Consider the following 18369-nt stretch of genomic DNA (forward strand, 5'->3'; position numbering starts at 1 on the left):
TAGATAATATAAGCAAATTCGTGCCATGCATAGCAATCAATACTCTGTAACCGAGGTAAAGCAAATTATAAACGCGGGTGGTAATATTGTAAAGGAATATACCATAAGCACCCTGTTAACTGATAGCCGCCGCATCAATAATGCGGCCGAGGGCCTGTTTTTTGCTTTAAGCGCGAGGCGTAACGGGCACGAGTTTGTTGCCGAGGCCTATGCAGCCGGTATCCGTAATTTTGTGGTGCAGCATGGCCCCGAATTTAATTTACCCGAAGCTAATTTTCTGTTGGTTGATAGTCCGTTGGCCGCCCTGCAGATTTTGGCCGCTTACCATCGCAGCCAGTTTAAGCTGCAGGTAATCGGCATCACGGGCAGCAACGGTAAAACCATAGTTAAAGAGTGGCTGTACCAACTGCTTGCTGCCGATAAAAATATTGTTCGTAACCCCAAGAGCTATAACTCGCAAATTGGTGTGCCGCTTTCGGTATGGCAGATCAACGGCCGTAACGACCTCGGTATTTTTGAAGCCGGTATATCTACCATAAACGAGATGGATAAGCTGCAGGCTATCATTAAACCGCAAATAGGAATCTTAACCCATATCGGTTCGGCCCACGACGAGGGCTTTACCAGCAGGAGAGAGAAGGTGCTGGAAAAATTGCAGCTGTTTAAAAACAGCAAGCAACTTATTTATCATTATGATGAGCTTTTAGATTACAAAAAAGATATACCTGTTAAGGAAACCTTTACCTGGAGCCGTAAGTTCAAGGTGGCCGATCTGTATGTTTTCAGTGAAACCGTGATCTCCAAAAAATATTACTTGCGGGCCTATTACCACAAAAAAGAGATCGAATGCCTTATCCCTTTTTCCGACCAGGCATCTATCGAAAACGCCATTACCTGCTGGGCTGCCATGCTGGCTTTGGGTTACAGTGCCGTTGAGGCTGACAAGCGTATTGAGCGCCTGGCCCCCGTTAGCATGCGCCTGGAATTAAAGAACGGTGTAAGCAATTGTTCTGTTATTGATGATTCCTACAACTCCGATCTGCAATCGCTGGAGATAGCGCTGAACTTTCTGGGACAGCAAAACCAGCATCAGAAAAAAACTCTGATCCTGTCAGATATATTACAATCGGGCCTGCAGCAGGATGTGTTGTACTGCCAGGTAGCCAACCTCATAGGTACACAGCGCATCGATAAATTTATTGGCGTTGGCGATGCGCTCATCAATAACCAAACGTGTTTTAACTTGCCCGAACAACATTTTTTTAAAGATACACCAGCCTTGCTGCAGCAATTAAAAACCATTGGCTTTAAGGACGAAACCATCCTCATCAAAGGATCGCGAAGCTTTGAGTTTGAGCGCATAAGCAATGCGTTAACCCAAAAGGCCCACGAAACCATCATGGAAATTAACCTGAACACTTTGCTGGGCAACCTTAACTTTTATCGGTCTAAATTAAAACCGGGTGTAAAGGTGATGGCTATGGTTAAGGCGTTCTCATACGGCAGCGGCACCTTTGAGGTGGCCAATATGCTGCAATACAATAAGGTTGATTACCTGGCGGTGGCCTATATTGACGAAGGTGTGGCCCTGCGCCAGGCGGGTATTAACCTGCCTATTATGGTGCTTAACCCCGAGGCATCGGCGTTTGATAAGCTTACCGAAAATAAACTGCAGCCGGTTATTTACAGCTTTGGCCTGCTTGATGATTTTGTTATTTACACGCAGGAGCGAGGTATTGTAAATTACCCGGTGCACCTTAAAATTGATACGGGCATGCACCGCCTGGGTTTCGAGAACCTGGATATTGAAACGCTTTGCGACATGCTGGAACAAAACAGGTATGTGCATATCCAGTCGGTATTTTCGCACCTGGTGGCGAGCGAGGCTCCGGAACATGATGAGTTTACCAAAAAGCAGATCAAGCGTTTTGAAAAGGCTTTTAAGGAGATAGAAAAAACGCTGGGTTATAAGGTGATCAAACACCTGTGCAATACGTCGGGTATTACCCGCTGGCCGTCGGCGCATTATGATATGGTACGCCTTGGCATCGGTTTGTATGGGGTCGATTCGGCTGTTCCGGCGTCGGATAACGCTTTGCAGCCCATAGCCAGCTTAAAAACAAGCGTGGCCCAGGTTAAAAAGATAGGAGCGGGCGATACCATCAGTTATGGCCGGAGCGGCAGTTTATTAAAGGATGGCAAAATAGCCACGGTACGCATAGGCTACGCCGACGGATATTTACGAGCCTTTGGCAAAGGGGTAGGTAAAATGCTGGTGAAGGGCACGCTGGTACCTACCGTGGGAAATATTACTATGGATATGTGCATGCTTGATGTAAGCGGTCTTGACGTAAACGAGGGCGATGAGGTGATTGTTTTTAACGATCAGCTGCGGATTGAGGAGTTGGCCAGGCAAATAGGCACCATCCCATATGAAATATTAACTAATGTTTCGCAAAGGGTGAAAAGAGTGTATTTTTATGAATAATGATAGACTTTAAGTATAAAGTAATTAGTATCAGGTATCAAGATTTTTAATGTTGATTTAAAAAAAATAAATTACTTGATACCAGCTACTTGATACTAAATTTGCATTTATGAACAGATTGGCCGGGGCGCTATTAAGGTATTTTGTAAAGGGACTATTGGTAGTAGTACCCATAGGTGCGGCATTTTTTTTAATTTACTGGGCGGTATCAACCATTGACAAGGCCCTGAACCTGAGCGATGTGCTTTGGGTCGATAAAAATGGTAAACACATGTATATCCCGGGGCTGGGTATTTTAAATGTGCTGGTGGTGATCATGGTAGCCGGAATACTGGTTACCAATGTAGTAACCGAACCCATTAAACGTTGGTTTAACCGCTGGCTTAATCGTTTGCCATTAATCAAGTTCCTGTATTCTTCTATCAAAGATCTTACAGAGGCTATTGTTGGCGACGAGAAAAAGTTTAATGAGCCCGTTATAGTAGAGGTGAACGAATTTGGGCTCAAGAAAATAGGTTTTATCGTTCAAAAAGATCTGACTGCTTTAAGCCTGCCCGGTGACGTAGCCGTGTACTTTCCTTATTCTTATTCCTTCGCGGGGCAGGTGGTGATCATATCGGCCGATAAAGTAAAGCCTATTGAAAAAAGCGCCGCCGACATGATGAAATTTGTAATTTCGGGCGGGGTAAGCGGTTTAGATCATAAAGGCTCAGATCATAAATGAGGTGTTTTTGTAAGCTCATCCTCACTCACCACGTGTTTCTTTATTAACGCTCCCTTTTTAAAACTCCTGATGGCTAAAAGCGCGCTGATCAGCATAAGCAATGCAGCCAGTATATAGGGTGCGCCGGGGAAATAGGTTGAGGTGTTTCTGTGTGTAAACAAGTGGAAAACCGAGCTCATGAGCAGGGGGCCAATAATAACAGCCATGCTGGTTAAACTTGTTAAGGAACCCTGCAGTTCGCCCTGTTCTTTTGGCGATACGGTACCAGTGATCAACCCCTGTAATGCCGGACCTGATATGCCACCCAGGCAATAAGGGATCATATATATGTACATGAGCCAGCCATGATTTGCGAAAGCAATGAGTGTGAGGCCAAGGGTATAAAAAAGTAAACCGGCGACAATATTTTTTTCCTGCCCGAATTTGGGTATGGTATAACGGATGAGTCCGCCTTGTATAGCCACCAGCACCACGCCTATAAATATGCCCAGTGTACCAATGCTGCTCAGCGTCCAGTTAAACTTTTCAATCAGGAAGAAGGATAAAACGTATTCCACCGCTTTTTGGGCTACGTAAACTAAAGAGAATGAAGCCACCAGGCCGGTAAGGGCAGGGTATTTCCCCAGATTACGCAAAGAGCTTATCGGGTTTGATTTTTTCCATTCAAACCTTCTCCGATTTTTTATAGGCAGCGATTCGGGGAGCACAAAATAACCGTAAGTGGCATTGACCAGAGCGAAGGCAGCTGCCGCCATAAAGGGGAGTTTCACATTTAAGTCGCCAAGATAAGCGCCTAAACCAATACCAATAATAAAGCCCAGACCCGAAGCCGCGCCCACCAACCCAAAGTTGGTAGCCCTGTTTTTCCCGGTGCTTACATCGGCAATGTATGCCGTAGCTGTGGAGTTGCTCGCCCCGGTAATACCTGCAATGGTGCGCCCTACAAAAAGCCAGCCTATGGTAGGGGCAAAGGCCATAAAAATATAATCAATACCAAAACCAAGTAGTGAGCTTAACAATACAGGCCTGCGGCCATAACGGTCGCTCAGGTTACCCAATACCGACGAAAACAGGAACTGCATGGAAGCGTAAGTAAAGGTTAAATAGCCGTTGTATTGCGTAGCGGTACTTACATCAACATTGCCCAAAGTTTCCAGCAGTTTGGGCATCACGGGTATAATAACGCCTAAACCCAGCACATCTATAAACAGCGTTACAAATATAAATCCCAGCGCCGCTGAGTGCTTTTTTTTAGGTTTGGCGGTCATTAATGATATAAAGGTTTAAACTGCGTAAAAGTTTTAGAAGGTATAGAATTGCTTTAACTCCTTTTAAAACTCCTCACCGCCAGTAATGCGCTCAGCAGCATTAATATACCGCCAATTACAAATGGAGCGCCTGGAAACTGAAAAGCGGCATCGGCCCGGGTAAAATGGTAAAAAGACCAGGTCATGAGCAGCGGGCCAAAAATGGAGCTCAGGCTCATTAAGCTGGTCAGGCCGCCCTGCAGTTCGCCTTGTTCATTGTCGGGCACGGAGGTGCTCATATAACCCTGCAAAGCCGGACCTGCAATGCCACCCAGACAATAAGGAACCAGGTACGCGAACATTTGCCAGCCTTTATCAGCAAAGGCAAATAAAAACAAACCTAAACTATAAATAAGCAGGCCAACCCAAATACTGCGCTGTTCGCCCAGTTTGGGGAGTATGAACCTGATGAGGCCGCCTTGTACCACCGCAACCAGTAAGCCTACCAGTCCCAGTGAATAGCCTATCATATCTTCGCTCCAGGCAAATTTTTTGATAGTATAAAACGTCCACACGCTTTGCACCGATTGTACGGCAAAATACACCAGGAATAAGGATACAGCCAAGCCTATAACCTCTTTATATTTACTCATTTGTACCAGCGAGCCTATAGGGTTTGCCCGTTTCCAGTCAAAATCCCTGCGCTTTTCTTTGGGTAACGACTCAGGCAAAATAAAATAGCCATATATGGCATTCAGGAAGGCAAGACCAGCAGCGGCCAGAAAAGGGTATTGTACATTGTACTTACCCAAAATGCCTCCAATTACAGGCCCTATGATAAAGCCCAGACCAAAGGCCACACCAACCAACCCAAAGTTGGCTGCCCGCTTTTCGGGCGCACTGATATCTGCAATATAGGCCGATGCAGTTGTAAAACTTGCCCCGGTAACCCCGGCTATAGTACGGCCAACAAACAGCCATGCTATTGAGGGGGCAAAGGCCAGAAAAGTATAATCAATACCAAAACCTAATAAGGAACATAGTAACACCGGGCGCCTGCCAAATTTATCGCTCAGGTTACCTATCAATGGCGAAAACACGAACTGCATACTGGCATATACCGCCGTAAGCCAGCCCGAATAGCTGGAGGCCTCGCTTACATCGCCATGTATCAGGTGTTCAATAAGTTTGGGAATAACCGGTATAATAATGGCCAGCCCCATTACGTCAATCAGTAAAGTAGCGAAGATAAAACCTAATGCTGCCTGTGGTTTTGATTTTTCGATTATGCTCATAAGCGCGAAATGATAATTTAGTACTTGATAGTGCTTTAATTAAAAGTTCGGCTTTAATACATATTTGTTATAGAAGCGGGTAATATGTTCAACGGCTTCCTCGGCGGTGTCAACAACGCGGTACAGGTTCAGGTCGTCTGGGTTAATGTTGTGCTGTTCGGAAAGCATTTTTTCTTCTACCCAGGCAAACAAACCTTTCCAGTATTCCACACCTACGAATATGATGGGGAAACGGGCAATTTTACCGGTTTGTATGAGGGTGATAGCTTCAAACGATTCGTCCATAGTACCAAAGCCTCCGGGCAGGATGATAAAGCCCTGCGAGTATTTCATGAACATTACCTTGCGGATAAAGAAATAATCAAACTCCATGATCTTATCCCTGTCGATATATTTATTATGGAATTGCTCAAAGGGCAGCTCAATGTTTAAACCAACGGATTTACCACCGGCTTCATAAGCGCCTTTATTGGCAGCTTCCATAATACCTGGTCCGCCGCCCGATATTACCCCGTAACCATGCTCGGTAAGCAGGCGGGCGGTATTTTCGGCCAGTTGGTAATATTTATTATCATTATGGGTACGTGCCGAACCGAATATGGATACACATGGACCTATTTTAGCCAGTTTTTCAAACCCGTCAACAAATTCGGCCATTATCTTGAATATCTGCCAGGAGTCGGTAACCTTAATTTCCTGCCAGTTTTTATTTTCAAATGCTTGTCTTATTTTTTCTTCGCCAGTCATATCTGTTATAAAATATAGTAAACTATAACGTTGCCACCTTTGTTTTTGATGTCGACGTTAGCCAAAGGCCCACAAATGTAATTAATCCGTTAACAATGATAAGTTCGTTGCTGAAAACATATCCGCCCAAAAATTTTGCCGATTCGGTACTTAGGAAGTAACATACCGCAGGCGATATCAGGCAAATAAAGGGCACCAGTTTGTCCCGTACCTGCCTGTTACTTACAAACAAACCGAAGGAGTATAAGCCCAGCAATGGTCCGTAAGTATAGGATGCTACTGCGAATATGGCGCTCACCACCGCATCGTTATTAATGGCATTGAATATTACAATGGTCAGGAACATGAGGCCCGAAAAGGCTACGTGTACGGTGTGCCTGATGCCCACCATTTTTTTGCTGTTGAGGTCGCCTTTTTTATTAAAGTTTAAAAAGTCGACACAAAAGGACGTAGTAAGCGCAGTAAGGGCCGAATCTGTAGTGGCAAAGGTGGCGGCCGTTAAGCCCAGCATAAATACCATGGCCGGTACTACACCCAGGTAATTAAGAGCAATGGTAGGGTACAGGTAATCGGTTTTATCAACATGGATGCCGTATTTGTTGGCATATATCCAAAGCAGGGCGCCTACGCTTAAAAAGAAGATATTGATAATCACAAACACCCCGGTAAAACTGAACATGTTTTTTTGAGCTTCCTTGATGTTTTTCAGGCTCAGGTTTTTTTGCATCAGGTCCTGGTCAAGGCCGGTCATGCCTACGGTGATAAATAATCCGCCTAAAAACGCTTTACTAAAGTGGAGTTTGCTGCTTACAAAATCGTTAAAGAAAAATATCTGTGAATAGCTGCTGTTCTTGATGGCATCGGCGGCTTCAAAAATGCTCATGTGCAGGCTCTGGCAAATAAAAAATATCGACAGAAATACCGATAATACCAGAAAAAAGGTCTGCAGGCTATCGGTTATGATAATGGTTTTTAAACCACCCTTAAATGTGTACGACCATATCAGTAGCAAACAGATCATCACTGTTACCGCAAAGGGTACGTGGTAGCTGTCGAATATAAATTTCTGCAACACAATAACCACCAGGTAAAGCCTGAACGCCGAGCCTATTACCCGGCTGATGAGGAAGATCCCTGCCGCGGTTTTGTAGCTCCAGGTGCCCAATGCACCTTCAATATAGCTGTAAATGGAGGTAAGCTTGAGCCGGTAATAAAGCGGCAATAGCACTGTAGCTATGATGATAAAACCCGCCGCATTGCCCAGTACAAACTGAAAGTAAGAAAATTCGTCGCCGGATGGTGCGCCAACCTTGCCCGGTACCGAAATAAAGGTTACGCCGCTCAGCGCCGTACCAATCATACCGAAGGCTACCAGGTACCATTTGGAGTTACGGTTAGCTACAAAAAAGGTATCGTTATCTGATGATTTTTTGGAGGTGAGCCATGATATGATGAGTAATACTAAAAAGTAACCAATGATAAAAGACAGTAATATTCCGGGCGACATATGTTTTATTTAATCCGGAAACCCGACGGTCGGGAAAGTTCCGGAAGTGTTAGTTTATACTTCATTCCGAAAGTCGGAAACTTTTTTTACAAAAGGTAATTATTGGCGTGGGTTTGTGTATTTTATTATTCGGCCAAGCAATAATATATGTTTTATACTACAGATAGCTTTTAAGCATAGGTTAATATTCAGGTTAATAAGCGGGTTAATGATTTTTTTATCGGTCTTAATCTCCATTTAAGTATTTAGCCGTCTTATCATTGTAATACAATAAACCTATAGTTAAACCTTAATACCTGAATTTATGAGCGTACAAAAATTTTTCGTTTTTGTTATTATGGGGTCGTGCATCGCTTTGTTAAGCTGCAGTAAAGCAAAATACACCCCGCCGGATACTGCCAATGCTGATGCCGTCAGTAAGGCACAGGCTGTATTACGAACCGCAACTCCATCCGACAATGACCTTGCCAATCTGGCTTATTCTTCGTTTAACGCAGCCTGCTTAAATCCAAACACTAATTTATATTATAACAATACCAACAAGGATGGTATAGCTGCCATCTGGACGCAGGCCATTTACTGGGATATGGCCATGGACGTTTATAACCGCACCAAAAAGGCATCGCAGCTTGCTTTTCTAAACGCCATGTACCAGGGCGGCTTTAACCAGTACGATGGCTATAACTGGAACAATACCACTACCTGGTTTATTTATGACGATATGATGTGGTGGATCATGGCCCTGGCCCGTGCCAACCAGCTTACCGGGAACGCTACTTATCTGCAAAAAGCCAAAGAAGGTTTCGACCATGTTTGGGCCGGCTCTTATGACCCTGCTGATGGTGGTATGTTTTGGGATTTTAACCACAGCGGTAAAAACTCGTGCATCAACTTCCCTACTGTTATAGCAGCCATGCGCTTGTATAAAGTAACAGGGGATAAAGCTTATTTAAACAAGGCACAATCTATTTACACATGGTCAAAAGCCAACCTTACGAATGCCGCTACCGGGCAGGTTTATGATAATAAGATAGGGAGTAATCCTCCGGGCGGCCAGGCTTATACCTACAATGCCGGTACGGCCATAGGGGCGGCCTACGCGCTTTATAAGCAATCAAAAAACAGCGCTTATCTGGAAGATGCAAAACGATATGCCGATTACGTAAAAAATAACTTATGCACCGACGGTATCTTGCCTGCCGAAGGCGACTTTAACGAGCAAGGCGTAATGAAAGCCATATTTGCCGATTACATGATGCAACTGATTAACGAGGGCGGACAAACCCAGTATTTAAGCTGGATCAAAGGCAATATCACTACCGGCTGGTTAAACCGCGACAGGGTCCGCAACCTTACTTATCGCAATTATGCCATAACCTGCCCTACAGGTTACATACAATCGTACGAGGCCAGCAGCCTGGTAACCTTTATGCAGCTGTATCCGGGGAAGGATTGCCTGTTCCCGGCCGGGGTAACTTTTTATGCCAATACCATGTATGGCGGCGCAAGTACAAAGCCTATACCTAAGGGGAGCTATACTTTAGCACAGTTGAAAAAATTTGGCTTTGCCGATGACTGGGCATCTTCGGCCAGCGTACCCGACGGTTGGAAGGTAACTATGTACAGCGAGGACAACTTTCAGGGTACCTCATGGCAGCTCAATGCCGATACACCGCATTTCCCCAATCTTTCGCCTACGGCTAATGATGTAGTATCGTCGGTTAAGATAGAATGATTTTTTGTAGAGTTAACAAGCCCCCGCTGCAGCGGGGGCTTGTTGGTTTTTCGGGGTTGGGATGCGGTGATACAACAATAGGTTTTCGGAAGAAAAAGGGTGTCATTTCGACAAGGTACGAGGAGAAATCCTATAGATATTGCAAATTCGTTTTGTGAGGCATATAAGATTTCTCTTTCGCACAACGCTCATACCCACCCATGCTCTCTCGATTTCTATGATTTAAGCAACTAATTTCTGATAATTTTTTTCGTAAGGTCTGTTTTGGTTGACGCAGGCGAAAAGGCGTAATATGAGTTTGTTCCTAACGGCATTAATGACACTCATTTTATTCTTTTTTTCCTGCAATACCTTTCGTTGGTAAAAGCGTTTTAGATCTTGGTTATGCTGTATAGCAACTATGGCTGCAAGATGTAGGAGCGTTTTTACTTTTTTGTTGGCCATATGCGATACCCTGGCCTTTTTAACAACCTTACCGGAGTTATCTGTAAAAGGTGCTACGCCTGAATAACAAGCGAACTTTTTAGGGTCGCTAATGTCCTTGAATTCGTTGGTAGTAACAATGACCTGAACGGCAGTTACTTTGCCAATGCCGCTTACTGAGGTTGCCAGTTTGAATATCCGGGTTAATTCTTTGTCCGCTTTAATAATTTCTTCTATAGCCCGCTCTGTCCTGGCTATGTCGCTTTCGATCGCCTTTAAGGAATGACTGCAGGCTTGTAGGTTCTGCTTGCTGGTTTTGCCGGGACTGAAAGACGCATGCTCTTTTAGTGGCACTTTCAATTGTTTTTTAACAGTTATCAACCGTAACCGGGTAGCTGCAAGATGGGCAAGTTGCTGCACAGCTTCGCGCTTAGGCTCCCATAAGCGCAGCCCTTCGCGCTCCTTATAAGCATACCAGGCGATACGCATGGCATCTACCTTGTCATTCTTGCCCCGGATATTCCCTAATGAGTTCTTGATCTGGGTAGCCGCTTCTAAGCAAATGTGTGCCTTCTTTTTATGCAGGCAAGCCAAAGCATGGTTGTTATAAATGCCGGTATGCTCCATGCAGAAAATAGCTTTGCTTAAGCTGAACCCAGGAAGTTTTCCCAACTCCTTGAGAAATGTATTGATTGCTGCCGGAGCGTTAGCAATTTCCTGGTGGAATAGAAACCGGCTGCCTTGCTGAACAGCAAAGTCCAATTCGTTTTTGGACACATCGATACCAATGAAAAATTCAAATTCCATATCTTTACCCTGTTTATGTTAGTAAACAGTTAACATGTTTTAAACTACATCAATTCCTTACTAATGAGCCTCGTAAACTCTAATTTCTATTTGATGCCACAGTTTAAAACAAGCGGTAAAGGAGTAAATCGAACGATAGGCCTACATGCCTGGAAATGACAATAATGCGCCTTTACCGCTGTTAACTTTATCCACAAAATCTAAGGTTATTAACAAAGAAAAAGAAGCAAAAAGAAAGCTTCAACAATAATAATAACCCTTATTATCTTGTTGAAGCTAATCTAAAGGAAATGACAAGATTTTTTCTTCCGAATATGTATGGTGAAAATGCTGACTATAAGATCAACTATTAAACATTTTAAGCATGTTTAAGCTGATTTAACTTTCTAAAAACCGCTGTGTGTAAAAATAAAATAGTCGCAGGTGCAAAAGCGGGGAACCAAACAAACGGAAATACGGTCACTTCCCGGAGGTTTCCATTGGCGCCGATAGTAACCGCAATCACAAGCAGATCAATAATGTCCATGATGCCGAAAATGTTCCAGGCGTAAACGGCCGGTTTGCTCCATGACTTTCCCTTTGAAACCATTTTTGCCACCGGGATTGCCAGAATCGCGGTAATGATATCTCCCAATCCGGCAAAAAAAGCAAATTTCGTGGGCAAAAGGTGATAGCAATAAAGCAAGATGAAAAACACACCGAGAATGCGGAATACATGCACGGCTATCAGCGATTCCAATGAAATTGACCTGAGTAAAGTTTTAAATAACCTGGTATTTCCAATAAAACCGAATAAGATGATGGTTAACGGCATACCAGCCCAAACCATCACTTTGGGCGGCAAAGAATTAACATCAAACGTTCCTTTCAAAGCAAACACGGAAACATAAATAAGATAGGCAAGGTAAAAAGCAACAATACCAATCTGGATGTTGGTTGATTTTCGAGCCGTCATACCGACGTTGAGCGCTGCCTGTTTTACCGGTTTGGTAATGAAAACTACGGAATAAAGAAAACTTGCAATAAATAGTACGATGGCCCAAATGGGCATGTGGGATATGTGATTTGTCATAATATGATGCTTAAATATGAAGACAAAGGAAAAAGATATACATCAGCTTACACTTAGCAAATGACAAGAAATGAAATGGCGGGTCGATAACGCCGATCATAGGCTAAATAAATTTATTATTACATGCTTCTGTAAGTTTTTAAGTATTTCCTCTACTTATATGGAAATCATTTAAATGTGAACAGATTTAAGATATTAATTATAGGAATCCAAATCGGCTATCGCCTGAGCAGTTTTGGTCAATCGTTGGTTAATACTAACAAAGTATTACATCAATACCTGAACATCCAACAGAAAAGTACTGATTTTAACTGTATAGTATTAATTACTAAAAATGAACGTACCATTTATAAAGAAGGGTTTTACGGAAAAAAAGTAAATATCCAATTTACTTTTAAGGTCGATCAGGAAAGGCGTGTGACCAGTCTGTTAGCAGATGGCAGGGGCCAAATTATTACCTTTATTAAAAAGTAGGCATGAATGAAGTACAGTTCTTAGCGCTTATAAAAGAGCACCAGGGTATCATTCACAAGATATGCCGACTATATCGTGAAAGCAATGAAGACCGTGAAGATTTGTTTCAGGAAATTACATTTCAACTTTGGCGGTCCCTGCCTGGTTTTAAGGGAGGCGCTAAAATAAGTACATGGATATATCGCATTTCGCTAAATACCGCGATAGCTACCTTCCGTAAAAAAAAGCCCCGTATTGAGTAGAGGGCACTGAAAAAGTAGTGCAATAAAACGTATTACGAAAAGCGATCAAGAGAAAAGGCAACTTTTACTTGGTCGCTTTTTTGTTCTGATTGCTTTGTGTGGGTGATTTAATGTGGATAATACGGGCCTATAGGAGTTTGGGGAGTGCAAAAAACGGCTAAATACCTCTTTTTATTGTTTTTTAGGCGATCAGTTTGATGATCCTTTTCAGATTGACAGTAAAGATGGCCAATGCGCCCTGCATCTGCATGTTTTCGATACCATAAGCTATCGCCCGGTCATAACCATGAACGTTTTTTAGTTCACTGTTTTTGGCTTCGATCTTATACCTGTGTTTGATGCTTTCCTTATATTGTGTCGTTTCCTGAAAAGCCATCTGTTGTTGGTGCAGGTCTGACTTTATGCTTACAGAATAGGTCTTGGTTTTTGCCCCAGGTTTGTAGCAACCCTCCCTAAATGGGCAGATTTTGCATTTTTCAACATCAAAGTAATACGTGTCTGTCTGATTTGTTCCAACGTTCTTTTTTCCCTGTCTTGATTTTCGTATGGACAAATGCCCTGCAGGGCAAACGAACATATCAGCGTCTTTGTTATAATCGAACTTATCTTCTTCTTTTCTAAACCCCTGGGTAATGGTTGGGTTTAGTTTGGCTACCACCTTAATATCCTGTCCGTTCATTAACGCAAGGTTCTCTTTTCCTGAATAAGCCGAATCGCCGATGATCCTTTCTACTTCAATGCCGTTGTTCTGACTGATCTCCAGAAGCTTGGGAAGTTCCGGCCCATCACCTTTTTCACCTGATGTTACTACCGCAGCGGTAATGATGCGTTCCTCTGTCATCGCCAGATGGGTCTTATAACCAAAGAATGAGCTATCAGCTGATTTATGGCCGGTTTTGGCATCCTTGTCTTTAGATACTATATAGTGCTCCTGAGTATCTGCTACTGTCTCTTTCAATAGATTCAGTTTTTCTTTTACCGCAGGTATCTGGCATAACGGTTGATCGGCTTCAATATACTTTTCCAATGCACTGCAATAAGCCAGTTCTTTTTCCAATTCGTCGGCTGTGTTCTTTTCGGGCATGCCTGCCTTCATATCTTCATCTATCGCATAAACAGCTTTGCGGAGTAACTTTGAACGTTCCCGTAATACTTCCAATGCTGAATACGGGTTGGATCTCGACAGGGAATGGGTAGCATCAACAATAATGGATTTTGAGCGGATGAGCCCTTTTTCAATAGCTATGGTCACCGTTTTACCAATAAGCAGGTTTAACAGATCATTATCCTTTAGCCGCAGCTTTCTGAACTTGGTCAATGAACTCGGATCGATCATTCCTTCTTCCGGTGACATATCCAGGAAATATTTGAACGACATATCATACTGCGAACGCTCAACAACATCTACATCTGAAACCGTATAGATCGTTTTCAACAACAGATACTTGAACATCCGTACAGGGCTTTCTGCTGCCCGGCCGTTAGTAATGCTGTATTTGCTGATCAGTTCATCATAGATAAAGGTAAAATCTACCAGGTCATTGATCTTCCGCAGAAGATTGTCTTTAGGAACGATCAGGTCATATAAGCCCGAAAACGCGCTAAAATGGATCTTTTGTTGTTGAACGAGCATTTTGTAGTGGCTTTCTTTTGACACTTCAAGATACAAAAAAAGGGGTTGAAAAACTAATTTTTCAACCCCGTTTTGCCTATTTAGACTTTTTCAGTGCCCTCATTGAGTACACACCTATTTTACCCGACTTGCCCGAAGAACAGCAAAGCGAAGCGCTGTCTTTACGGCAAGAACGCTTATTTATTGTGTTGAAACAGCTTGATGACAGCGAAAAGGCAATTATAGCGCTGTACCTGGAAGAATTAAACTACCAGCAAATTGCTGAAATAACAGGCATCAATGAAAATTACGTTGGTGTTAAACTTAACAGGATCAAAAATAAAATTCAAAAACTTTTAATTAAATAAATATGAAACTCGATGAATTGAAATACGCATGGGGTAAAATAGAAACTCCTGTTAAATCAACAGATGATATCAGGCTGATGTTATCTGAAAACCGGCATCCCGTTTTAAAGAAGATCAGAAAGCAGCTAACCATCGAAATGATTGGCTGGTCGGTTTTTTTTATATGTTATTATACCATGTTTGATGGCGATCAAAAACCAGTATGGATCAACCTAACATTGATAGTTTCGGTATTGCTGCCTTTAATTCATAACCTTATGGGTTATAGGTTTTCCAAGTATCTTGTGAATGGGAATACAATTAATGAATCATTAAAAAACTACCTCTCGAAAGTTAAAGTCTATGCTACTGTATCGATCATCTGCCGGTTTTTCTTCGCAACGGGGCTATTGGTATTTTTTACCTATGGATTAAGTTTTAATACAAAAAAATATATCTCGCTTGGGGTCATTATCTTAATATTTCTGATTCAACTATCAATATTATACCGGTTATGGGCCAAACGATTGAAAAAACTTGAAAATGCAGTAACAGTATTTAATTAAAAGAAACTAATATTTACCACGAAAAACTGATAGCCATTTCTAATGCGCCCGATTCAAAACGGGCCGGATTGGATATTGCAGTGATTTTTAAAAAGAAATTGAGAAATTAGTCAAGAAATCGATATTTGGCAGAAACACCCCGTTTTTTGTCGCGATTACCCTCATTATATTTAATATCAGCTCTTATTTTTGGGCTATATCATTTAAATAAAAAACCATTAAAATGAGAAGAGTAACATTCGGTATGAATATTAGCATAGATGGCTATTGTGATCACACCATTTTTAATCCCAGCAAGGAGCTTCACGATTATTTCACAGGAATGATGGACGATGTAGACCTGCTGTTTTTTGGCCGTGTCATGTATCAGCTCATGTTTCCCTATTGGGCAGATGTCGCAAAAAATCAATCCGGGACAGGATATGAAAATAGGTTTGCCGAAAAGCTTACTTCTATCGATAAGGTTGTTATTTCAAGATCATTAAGCAATGCAGAGGAGAATACGCGGATTATTCGCAGCAACCCTGCAGAAGAACTACGGAAGCTGAAACAACAGCCCGGAAAAAAAATTTCAGTAGACAGTGTAAGCATGCTTCCGGAATTAATTGAAGCAGGCCTTATCGATGAATTTCGTTTGGTTGTGCACCCGGTGATTGTGGGGAATGGAAGGAAATTGCTGGATGCCGGCAGCCTGCAGGAAAAATTGAATTTAACACTTACGGATACCATAATTTTCAAATCCGGTAGCGTGGCACATCATTACCTGAAACAGTGACGGAGAATTTGCTACGTACAAAATAAATGACCGTAAGTTGAACTATGTTTGGCTTACGGTTTTTTGTTACGTAGATTTTCCTGAATTATTCTCCGCTTGTTTAAAAAAGTTAAGAAGGCATGATTATATTTGAGGGTTTTGCAACATCTGAAAATCCTAAACCAACGTAATCAATGCGAAAAACATTAACATTAATTTTTATTGTAATAATTACAATTGGCTCAGTTTGTGCCCTGGTTCATTATCTTAAAATGGATGGTTTTGCGTTCGCCTGGGCGCTAAACTTCCTGTTGATGTTAGGTGTGCTTGCTTTTACGGAATCGCTAAAAAGCCAACTTACCTCTTCTTACTATAATGAAAAGGGATGGGAACGGAGAGGAAAAATATATGAACATGTTGGAATAAATTTTTTCAGAAAATTATTGGTTTGGATTGGTTGGGAAAAACTGAATAAAAAATCTGCACCGGTAGAAAAAAATACCAATGCTTTGATGAATTTAGGTTATCAAACAAAAAAAGCTGAATTAGGTCACGTAATTATCTTGTTTATAGTGCTGGGGTTTAATGTTTTCGTGGCATTTAAATTTGGAGTCCTCAAGTCTTTGTGGTTACTCATATTAAATGTCTTACTAAACCTGTATCCAATTTTCCTTCAACGATATAATCGTCCACGAATAGAAAGAGCTATCAATTTAAGTAAACGGAGATAGAAACGCCCGCACAACATCAGTTTGGTAATATTTAGCTCACAACCACAAGCGAAGGACACTTGTGGGAGCAGAGGTGATAACACGGGCTTATAGGCTTACAAGCTTATGCCGACTGAAGACATGTCGCAATTTACCCCTAAAAATGTCCCGGACGCCCCTGATCATCATTAGTGCAACCATTTATCTTTGAGTAAATTAAATGCATTAAAATGAAAACAGCTTATCGCCAGCTGGTTATAGCAATTAACCAGGCCTTTGAAAAAGGCGACGTGGAATTTTTAGCGGCTCATCTGAGTGAAGATGTACGCTGGCAGATTACCGGCAGTAAACCGATCATCGGCAAAACCGATTTCTTAAAATGCTGCAGCGAAGCGCCTTTTAAAGAGGGATCTGTTAAAATCACCGTCAGTAATATTTTGGTGGATGGCGATAAAGCTGCCGCCGAAGGCATCATCGAGGCCGAAACATTAATCGGTGACCCTTACCGGCAGTCGTTTTGCGATATCTATCATTTTGAGGATAGCCTGATCAAAACAATGAGTTCTTATTTAGATACTGCCTATGATCGGGAAACACTGTCAGGTGGCGCAATCTATAAAAACAATTAACGCTTATAATTTTTAGTATAATACACCAAAATCATTAACCTATGTTACGTATCAAACCGCACATCTGGTTCGCCCAGGACAAAGCCAAAGAAGCAGCCGAATTTTATTCGACCGTAATGCCTGATTCTACTGTTGATTACGCCGGCCATTTTCCTACGGGCGATGGCGAATGCGAAACTGTTGAATTTACAGTTGCCGGTCAGCCCTTCCTGGGTATCAGTGCCGGGCATCATATGGAAATTAACCCGTCCATTTCTTTTATGGTCCATTTTGATGCTGCCGAACGCATCGACGAAGCCTGGGGCAAGCTGATAGAGAACGGCAAAGTGATGATGCCGCTTGACCGCTACCCGTTCAGTGAACGTTATGGCTGGGTGGCTGATAAGTACGGTGTATCATGGCAGCTGATGCTCGCTAATCCTGATAACGGGGAAAGACCGGTCATTATGCCATCGATGCTATTTACACCACCAATGGCCGGTAAGGCCAACGAAGCCGTAGACTTTTATACTTCGGTTTTCAAAGACGGAAAGCGCGGAACTACGGCTACGCGCCAGGAAGATATGGGTCCTGATAAAACAGGTACGCTACTATATGGCGATTTTTATATTGACCAAACCTGGCTGGCGGCTATGGACAGCGCCCATCAGCACGGATTTAATTTTAACGATGCAATATCGCTGCTGGTCCCTTGTGAAACACAGGAAGAGATTGACTATTATTGGTCGGCACTTTCAGCTGATGGTAAGCCCGGACAATGCGGCTGGTTAAAAGATAAGTTTGGGGTATCATGGCAGGTGACCTCCACTATAGTGCCTGAGACACTGAAAAGTGGCAGCCCTGAACAGATCAGCCGGGTAACGCAAGCCTTTTTCCAAATGCAGAAAGTAGATGTGGCGGCTTTGCAGCAAGCCTATGACGGTCAATAAATTTTTCATTTCTGCCTGTGGTCGGCGTTATCACCGCACTTTATAGTTTTAATCAGGAAGC

At 42.6% G+C, this 18369-nt stretch carries 18 protein-coding genes; 11 read left to right on the top strand and 7 right to left on the bottom strand.

What is annotated here, in order from left to right:
• Positions 1–25 precede the first annotated feature (25 nt).
• A complete protein-coding gene (locus SNE25_RS11595) occupies positions 26–2488 on the top strand; it encodes a bifunctional UDP-N-acetylmuramoyl-tripeptide:D-alanyl-D-alanine ligase/alanine racemase (RefSeq protein ID WP_321565263.1) in 2463 nt (820 codons plus the stop codon).
• A gap of 109 nt (positions 2489–2597) precedes the next feature.
• A complete protein-coding gene (locus SNE25_RS11600; protein ID WP_321565264.1) occupies positions 2598–3212 on the top strand; it encodes a DUF502 domain-containing protein in 615 nt (204 codons plus the stop codon).
• On the opposite strand, the gene SNE25_RS11605 is transcribed toward SNE25_RS11600, so the two are convergent.
• Genes SNE25_RS11605 through SNE25_RS11620 form a run of 4 tightly spaced genes read right to left on the bottom strand, consistent with a single transcriptional unit; the run spans position 3203 to position 8008 of the window.
• Positions 3203–4480, bottom strand: a complete 1278-nt coding sequence (locus SNE25_RS11605; RefSeq protein ID WP_321565265.1) for a TCR/Tet family MFS transporter — start codon at positions 4478–4480, stop codon at positions 3203–3205. The genes SNE25_RS11600 and SNE25_RS11605 overlap by 10 nt on opposite strands.
• Positions 4481–4533: 53 nt before the next feature.
• Positions 4534–5754: a TCR/Tet family MFS transporter gene (locus tag SNE25_RS11610; protein ID WP_321565266.1), complete on the bottom strand. Its 1221-nt coding sequence runs from the start codon at positions 5752–5754 to the stop codon at positions 4534–4536.
• A 39-nt stretch (positions 5755–5793) separates the two neighbouring features.
• Entirely contained in the window at positions 5794–6501 is a 708-nt protein-coding gene (locus SNE25_RS11615; protein WP_321565267.1) for an LOG family protein, read from the bottom strand.
• Positions 6502–6523: 22 nt separating this feature from the next.
• A complete protein-coding gene (locus tag SNE25_RS11620) occupies positions 6524–8008 on the bottom strand; it encodes a sodium:solute symporter (protein ID WP_321565268.1) in 1485 nt (494 codons plus the stop codon).
• Positions 8009–8312: 304 nt separating this feature from the next.
• On the opposite strand from SNE25_RS11620, the gene SNE25_RS11625 reads away from it, so the two are divergent.
• Complete coding sequence (locus SNE25_RS11625) at positions 8313–9743, top strand: glycoside hydrolase family 76 protein (protein ID WP_321565269.1); 1431 nt, start codon at positions 8313–8315, stop codon at positions 9741–9743.
• Between the two features lie 222 nt (positions 9744–9965).
• Here the strand turns inward: SNE25_RS11625 and SNE25_RS11630 are convergent, their stop codons facing one another.
• Complete coding sequence (locus SNE25_RS11630; protein ID WP_321565270.1) at positions 9966–10973, bottom strand: IS110 family RNA-guided transposase; 1008 nt, start codon at positions 10971–10973, stop codon at positions 9966–9968.
• Between the two features lie 358 nt (positions 10974–11331).
• Entirely contained in the window at positions 11332–12045 is a 714-nt protein-coding gene (locus SNE25_RS11635; RefSeq protein ID WP_321565271.1) for a hypothetical protein, read from the bottom strand.
• Positions 12046–12222: 177 nt separating this feature from the next.
• Between SNE25_RS11635 and SNE25_RS11640 the strand changes: the two genes are divergently transcribed.
• Both SNE25_RS11640 and SNE25_RS11645 read left to right on the top strand, forming a co-directional pair.
• Positions 12223–12519: a hypothetical protein gene (locus SNE25_RS11640; protein ID WP_321565272.1), complete on the top strand. Its 297-nt coding sequence runs from the start codon at positions 12223–12225 to the stop codon at positions 12517–12519.
• Between the two features lie 2 nt (positions 12520–12521).
• Positions 12522–12761, top strand: a complete 240-nt coding sequence (locus tag SNE25_RS11645; protein ID WP_321565273.1) for an RNA polymerase sigma factor — start codon at positions 12522–12524, stop codon at positions 12759–12761.
• 181 nt (positions 12762–12942) lie between these two features.
• Here SNE25_RS11645 and SNE25_RS11650 read toward each other — a convergent pair whose 3' ends face one another.
• Positions 12943–14394, bottom strand: coding sequence for an IS1182 family transposase (locus SNE25_RS11650; RefSeq protein WP_321565274.1), 1452 nt, complete (start codon positions 14392–14394; stop codon positions 12943–12945).
• Between the two features lie 17 nt (positions 14395–14411).
• On the opposite strand from SNE25_RS11650, the gene SNE25_RS11655 reads away from it, so the two are divergent.
• From SNE25_RS11655 to SNE25_RS11680, 6 genes are all read left to right on the top strand, one after another.
• Entirely contained in the window at positions 14412–14741 is a 330-nt protein-coding gene (locus tag SNE25_RS11655; RefSeq protein ID WP_321565275.1) for an RNA polymerase sigma factor, read from the top strand.
• A 2-nt stretch (positions 14742–14743) separates the two neighbouring features.
• Positions 14744–15286 (top strand): hypothetical protein, encoded by a 543-nt coding sequence (locus SNE25_RS11660; protein ID WP_321565276.1) that lies wholly within the window; start codon positions 14744–14746, stop codon positions 15284–15286.
• A 223-nt stretch (positions 15287–15509) separates the two neighbouring features.
• Positions 15510–16061 (top strand): dihydrofolate reductase family protein, encoded by a 552-nt coding sequence (locus SNE25_RS11665; RefSeq protein WP_321565277.1) that lies wholly within the window; start codon positions 15510–15512, stop codon positions 16059–16061.
• 173 nt (positions 16062–16234) lie between these two features.
• Positions 16235–16771: a glycosyl-4,4'-diaponeurosporenoate acyltransferase CrtO family protein gene (locus SNE25_RS11670; protein WP_321565278.1), complete on the top strand. Its 537-nt coding sequence runs from the start codon at positions 16235–16237 to the stop codon at positions 16769–16771.
• 209 nt (positions 16772–16980) lie between these two features.
• Complete coding sequence (locus SNE25_RS11675) at positions 16981–17379, top strand: nuclear transport factor 2 family protein (RefSeq protein WP_321565279.1); 399 nt, start codon at positions 16981–16983, stop codon at positions 17377–17379.
• A gap of 41 nt (positions 17380–17420) precedes the next feature.
• Positions 17421–18308: a VOC family protein gene (locus tag SNE25_RS11680; RefSeq protein WP_321565280.1), complete on the top strand. Its 888-nt coding sequence runs from the start codon at positions 17421–17423 to the stop codon at positions 18306–18308.
• Positions 18309–18369 lie beyond the last annotated feature (61 nt).

This window comes from Mucilaginibacter sabulilitoris (assembly GCF_034262375.1).
In the GTDB taxonomy this organism is placed as follows: Bacteria; Bacteroidota; Bacteroidia; order Sphingobacteriales; family Sphingobacteriaceae; genus Mucilaginibacter; species Mucilaginibacter sabulilitoris.

Bases quoted from the DNA above. Each gene is read 5' to 3' on its own strand.
- SNE25_RS11650 (WP_321565274.1), bottom strand. From the start codon at position 14,394: ATGCTCGTTCAACAACAAAAGATCCATTTTAGCGCGTTTTCGGGCTTA.
- SNE25_RS11645 (WP_321565273.1), top strand. From the start codon at position 12,522: ATGAATGAAGTACAGTTCTTAGCGCTTATAAAAGAGCACCAGGGTATC.
- SNE25_RS11620 (WP_321565268.1), bottom strand. From the start codon at position 8,008: ATGTCGCCCGGAATATTACTGTCTTTTATCATTGGTTACTTTTTAGTA.
- SNE25_RS11605 (WP_321565265.1), bottom strand. From the start codon at position 4,480: ATGACCGCCAAACCTAAAAAAAAGCACTCAGCGGCGCTGGGATTTATA.
- SNE25_RS11615 (WP_321565267.1), bottom strand. From the start codon at position 6,501: ATGACTGGCGAAGAAAAAATAAGACAAGCATTTGAAAATAAAAACTGG.
- SNE25_RS11675 (WP_321565279.1), top strand. From the start codon at position 16,981: ATGAAAACAGCTTATCGCCAGCTGGTTATAGCAATTAACCAGGCCTTT.
- SNE25_RS11595 (WP_321565263.1), top strand. From the start codon at position 26: ATGCATAGCAATCAATACTCTGTAACCGAGGTAAAGCAAATTATAAAC.
- SNE25_RS11610 (WP_321565266.1), bottom strand. From the start codon at position 5,754: ATGAGCATAATCGAAAAATCAAAACCACAGGCAGCATTAGGTTTTATC.
- SNE25_RS11665 (WP_321565277.1), top strand. From the start codon at position 15,510: ATGAGAAGAGTAACATTCGGTATGAATATTAGCATAGATGGCTATTGT.
- SNE25_RS11670 (WP_321565278.1), top strand. From the start codon at position 16,235: ATGCGAAAAACATTAACATTAATTTTTATTGTAATAATTACAATTGGC.
- SNE25_RS11660 (WP_321565276.1), top strand. From the start codon at position 14,744: ATGAAACTCGATGAATTGAAATACGCATGGGGTAAAATAGAAACTCCT.
- SNE25_RS11680 (WP_321565280.1), top strand. From the start codon at position 17,421: ATGTTACGTATCAAACCGCACATCTGGTTCGCCCAGGACAAAGCCAAA.
- SNE25_RS11635 (WP_321565271.1), bottom strand. From the start codon at position 12,045: ATGACAAATCACATATCCCACATGCCCATTTGGGCCATCGTACTATTT.
- SNE25_RS11600 (WP_321565264.1), top strand. From the start codon at position 2,598: ATGAACAGATTGGCCGGGGCGCTATTAAGGTATTTTGTAAAGGGACTA.
- SNE25_RS11625 (WP_321565269.1), top strand. From the start codon at position 8,313: ATGAGCGTACAAAAATTTTTCGTTTTTGTTATTATGGGGTCGTGCATC.
- SNE25_RS11630 (WP_321565270.1), bottom strand. From the start codon at position 10,973: ATGGAATTTGAATTTTTCATTGGTATCGATGTGTCCAAAAACGAATTG.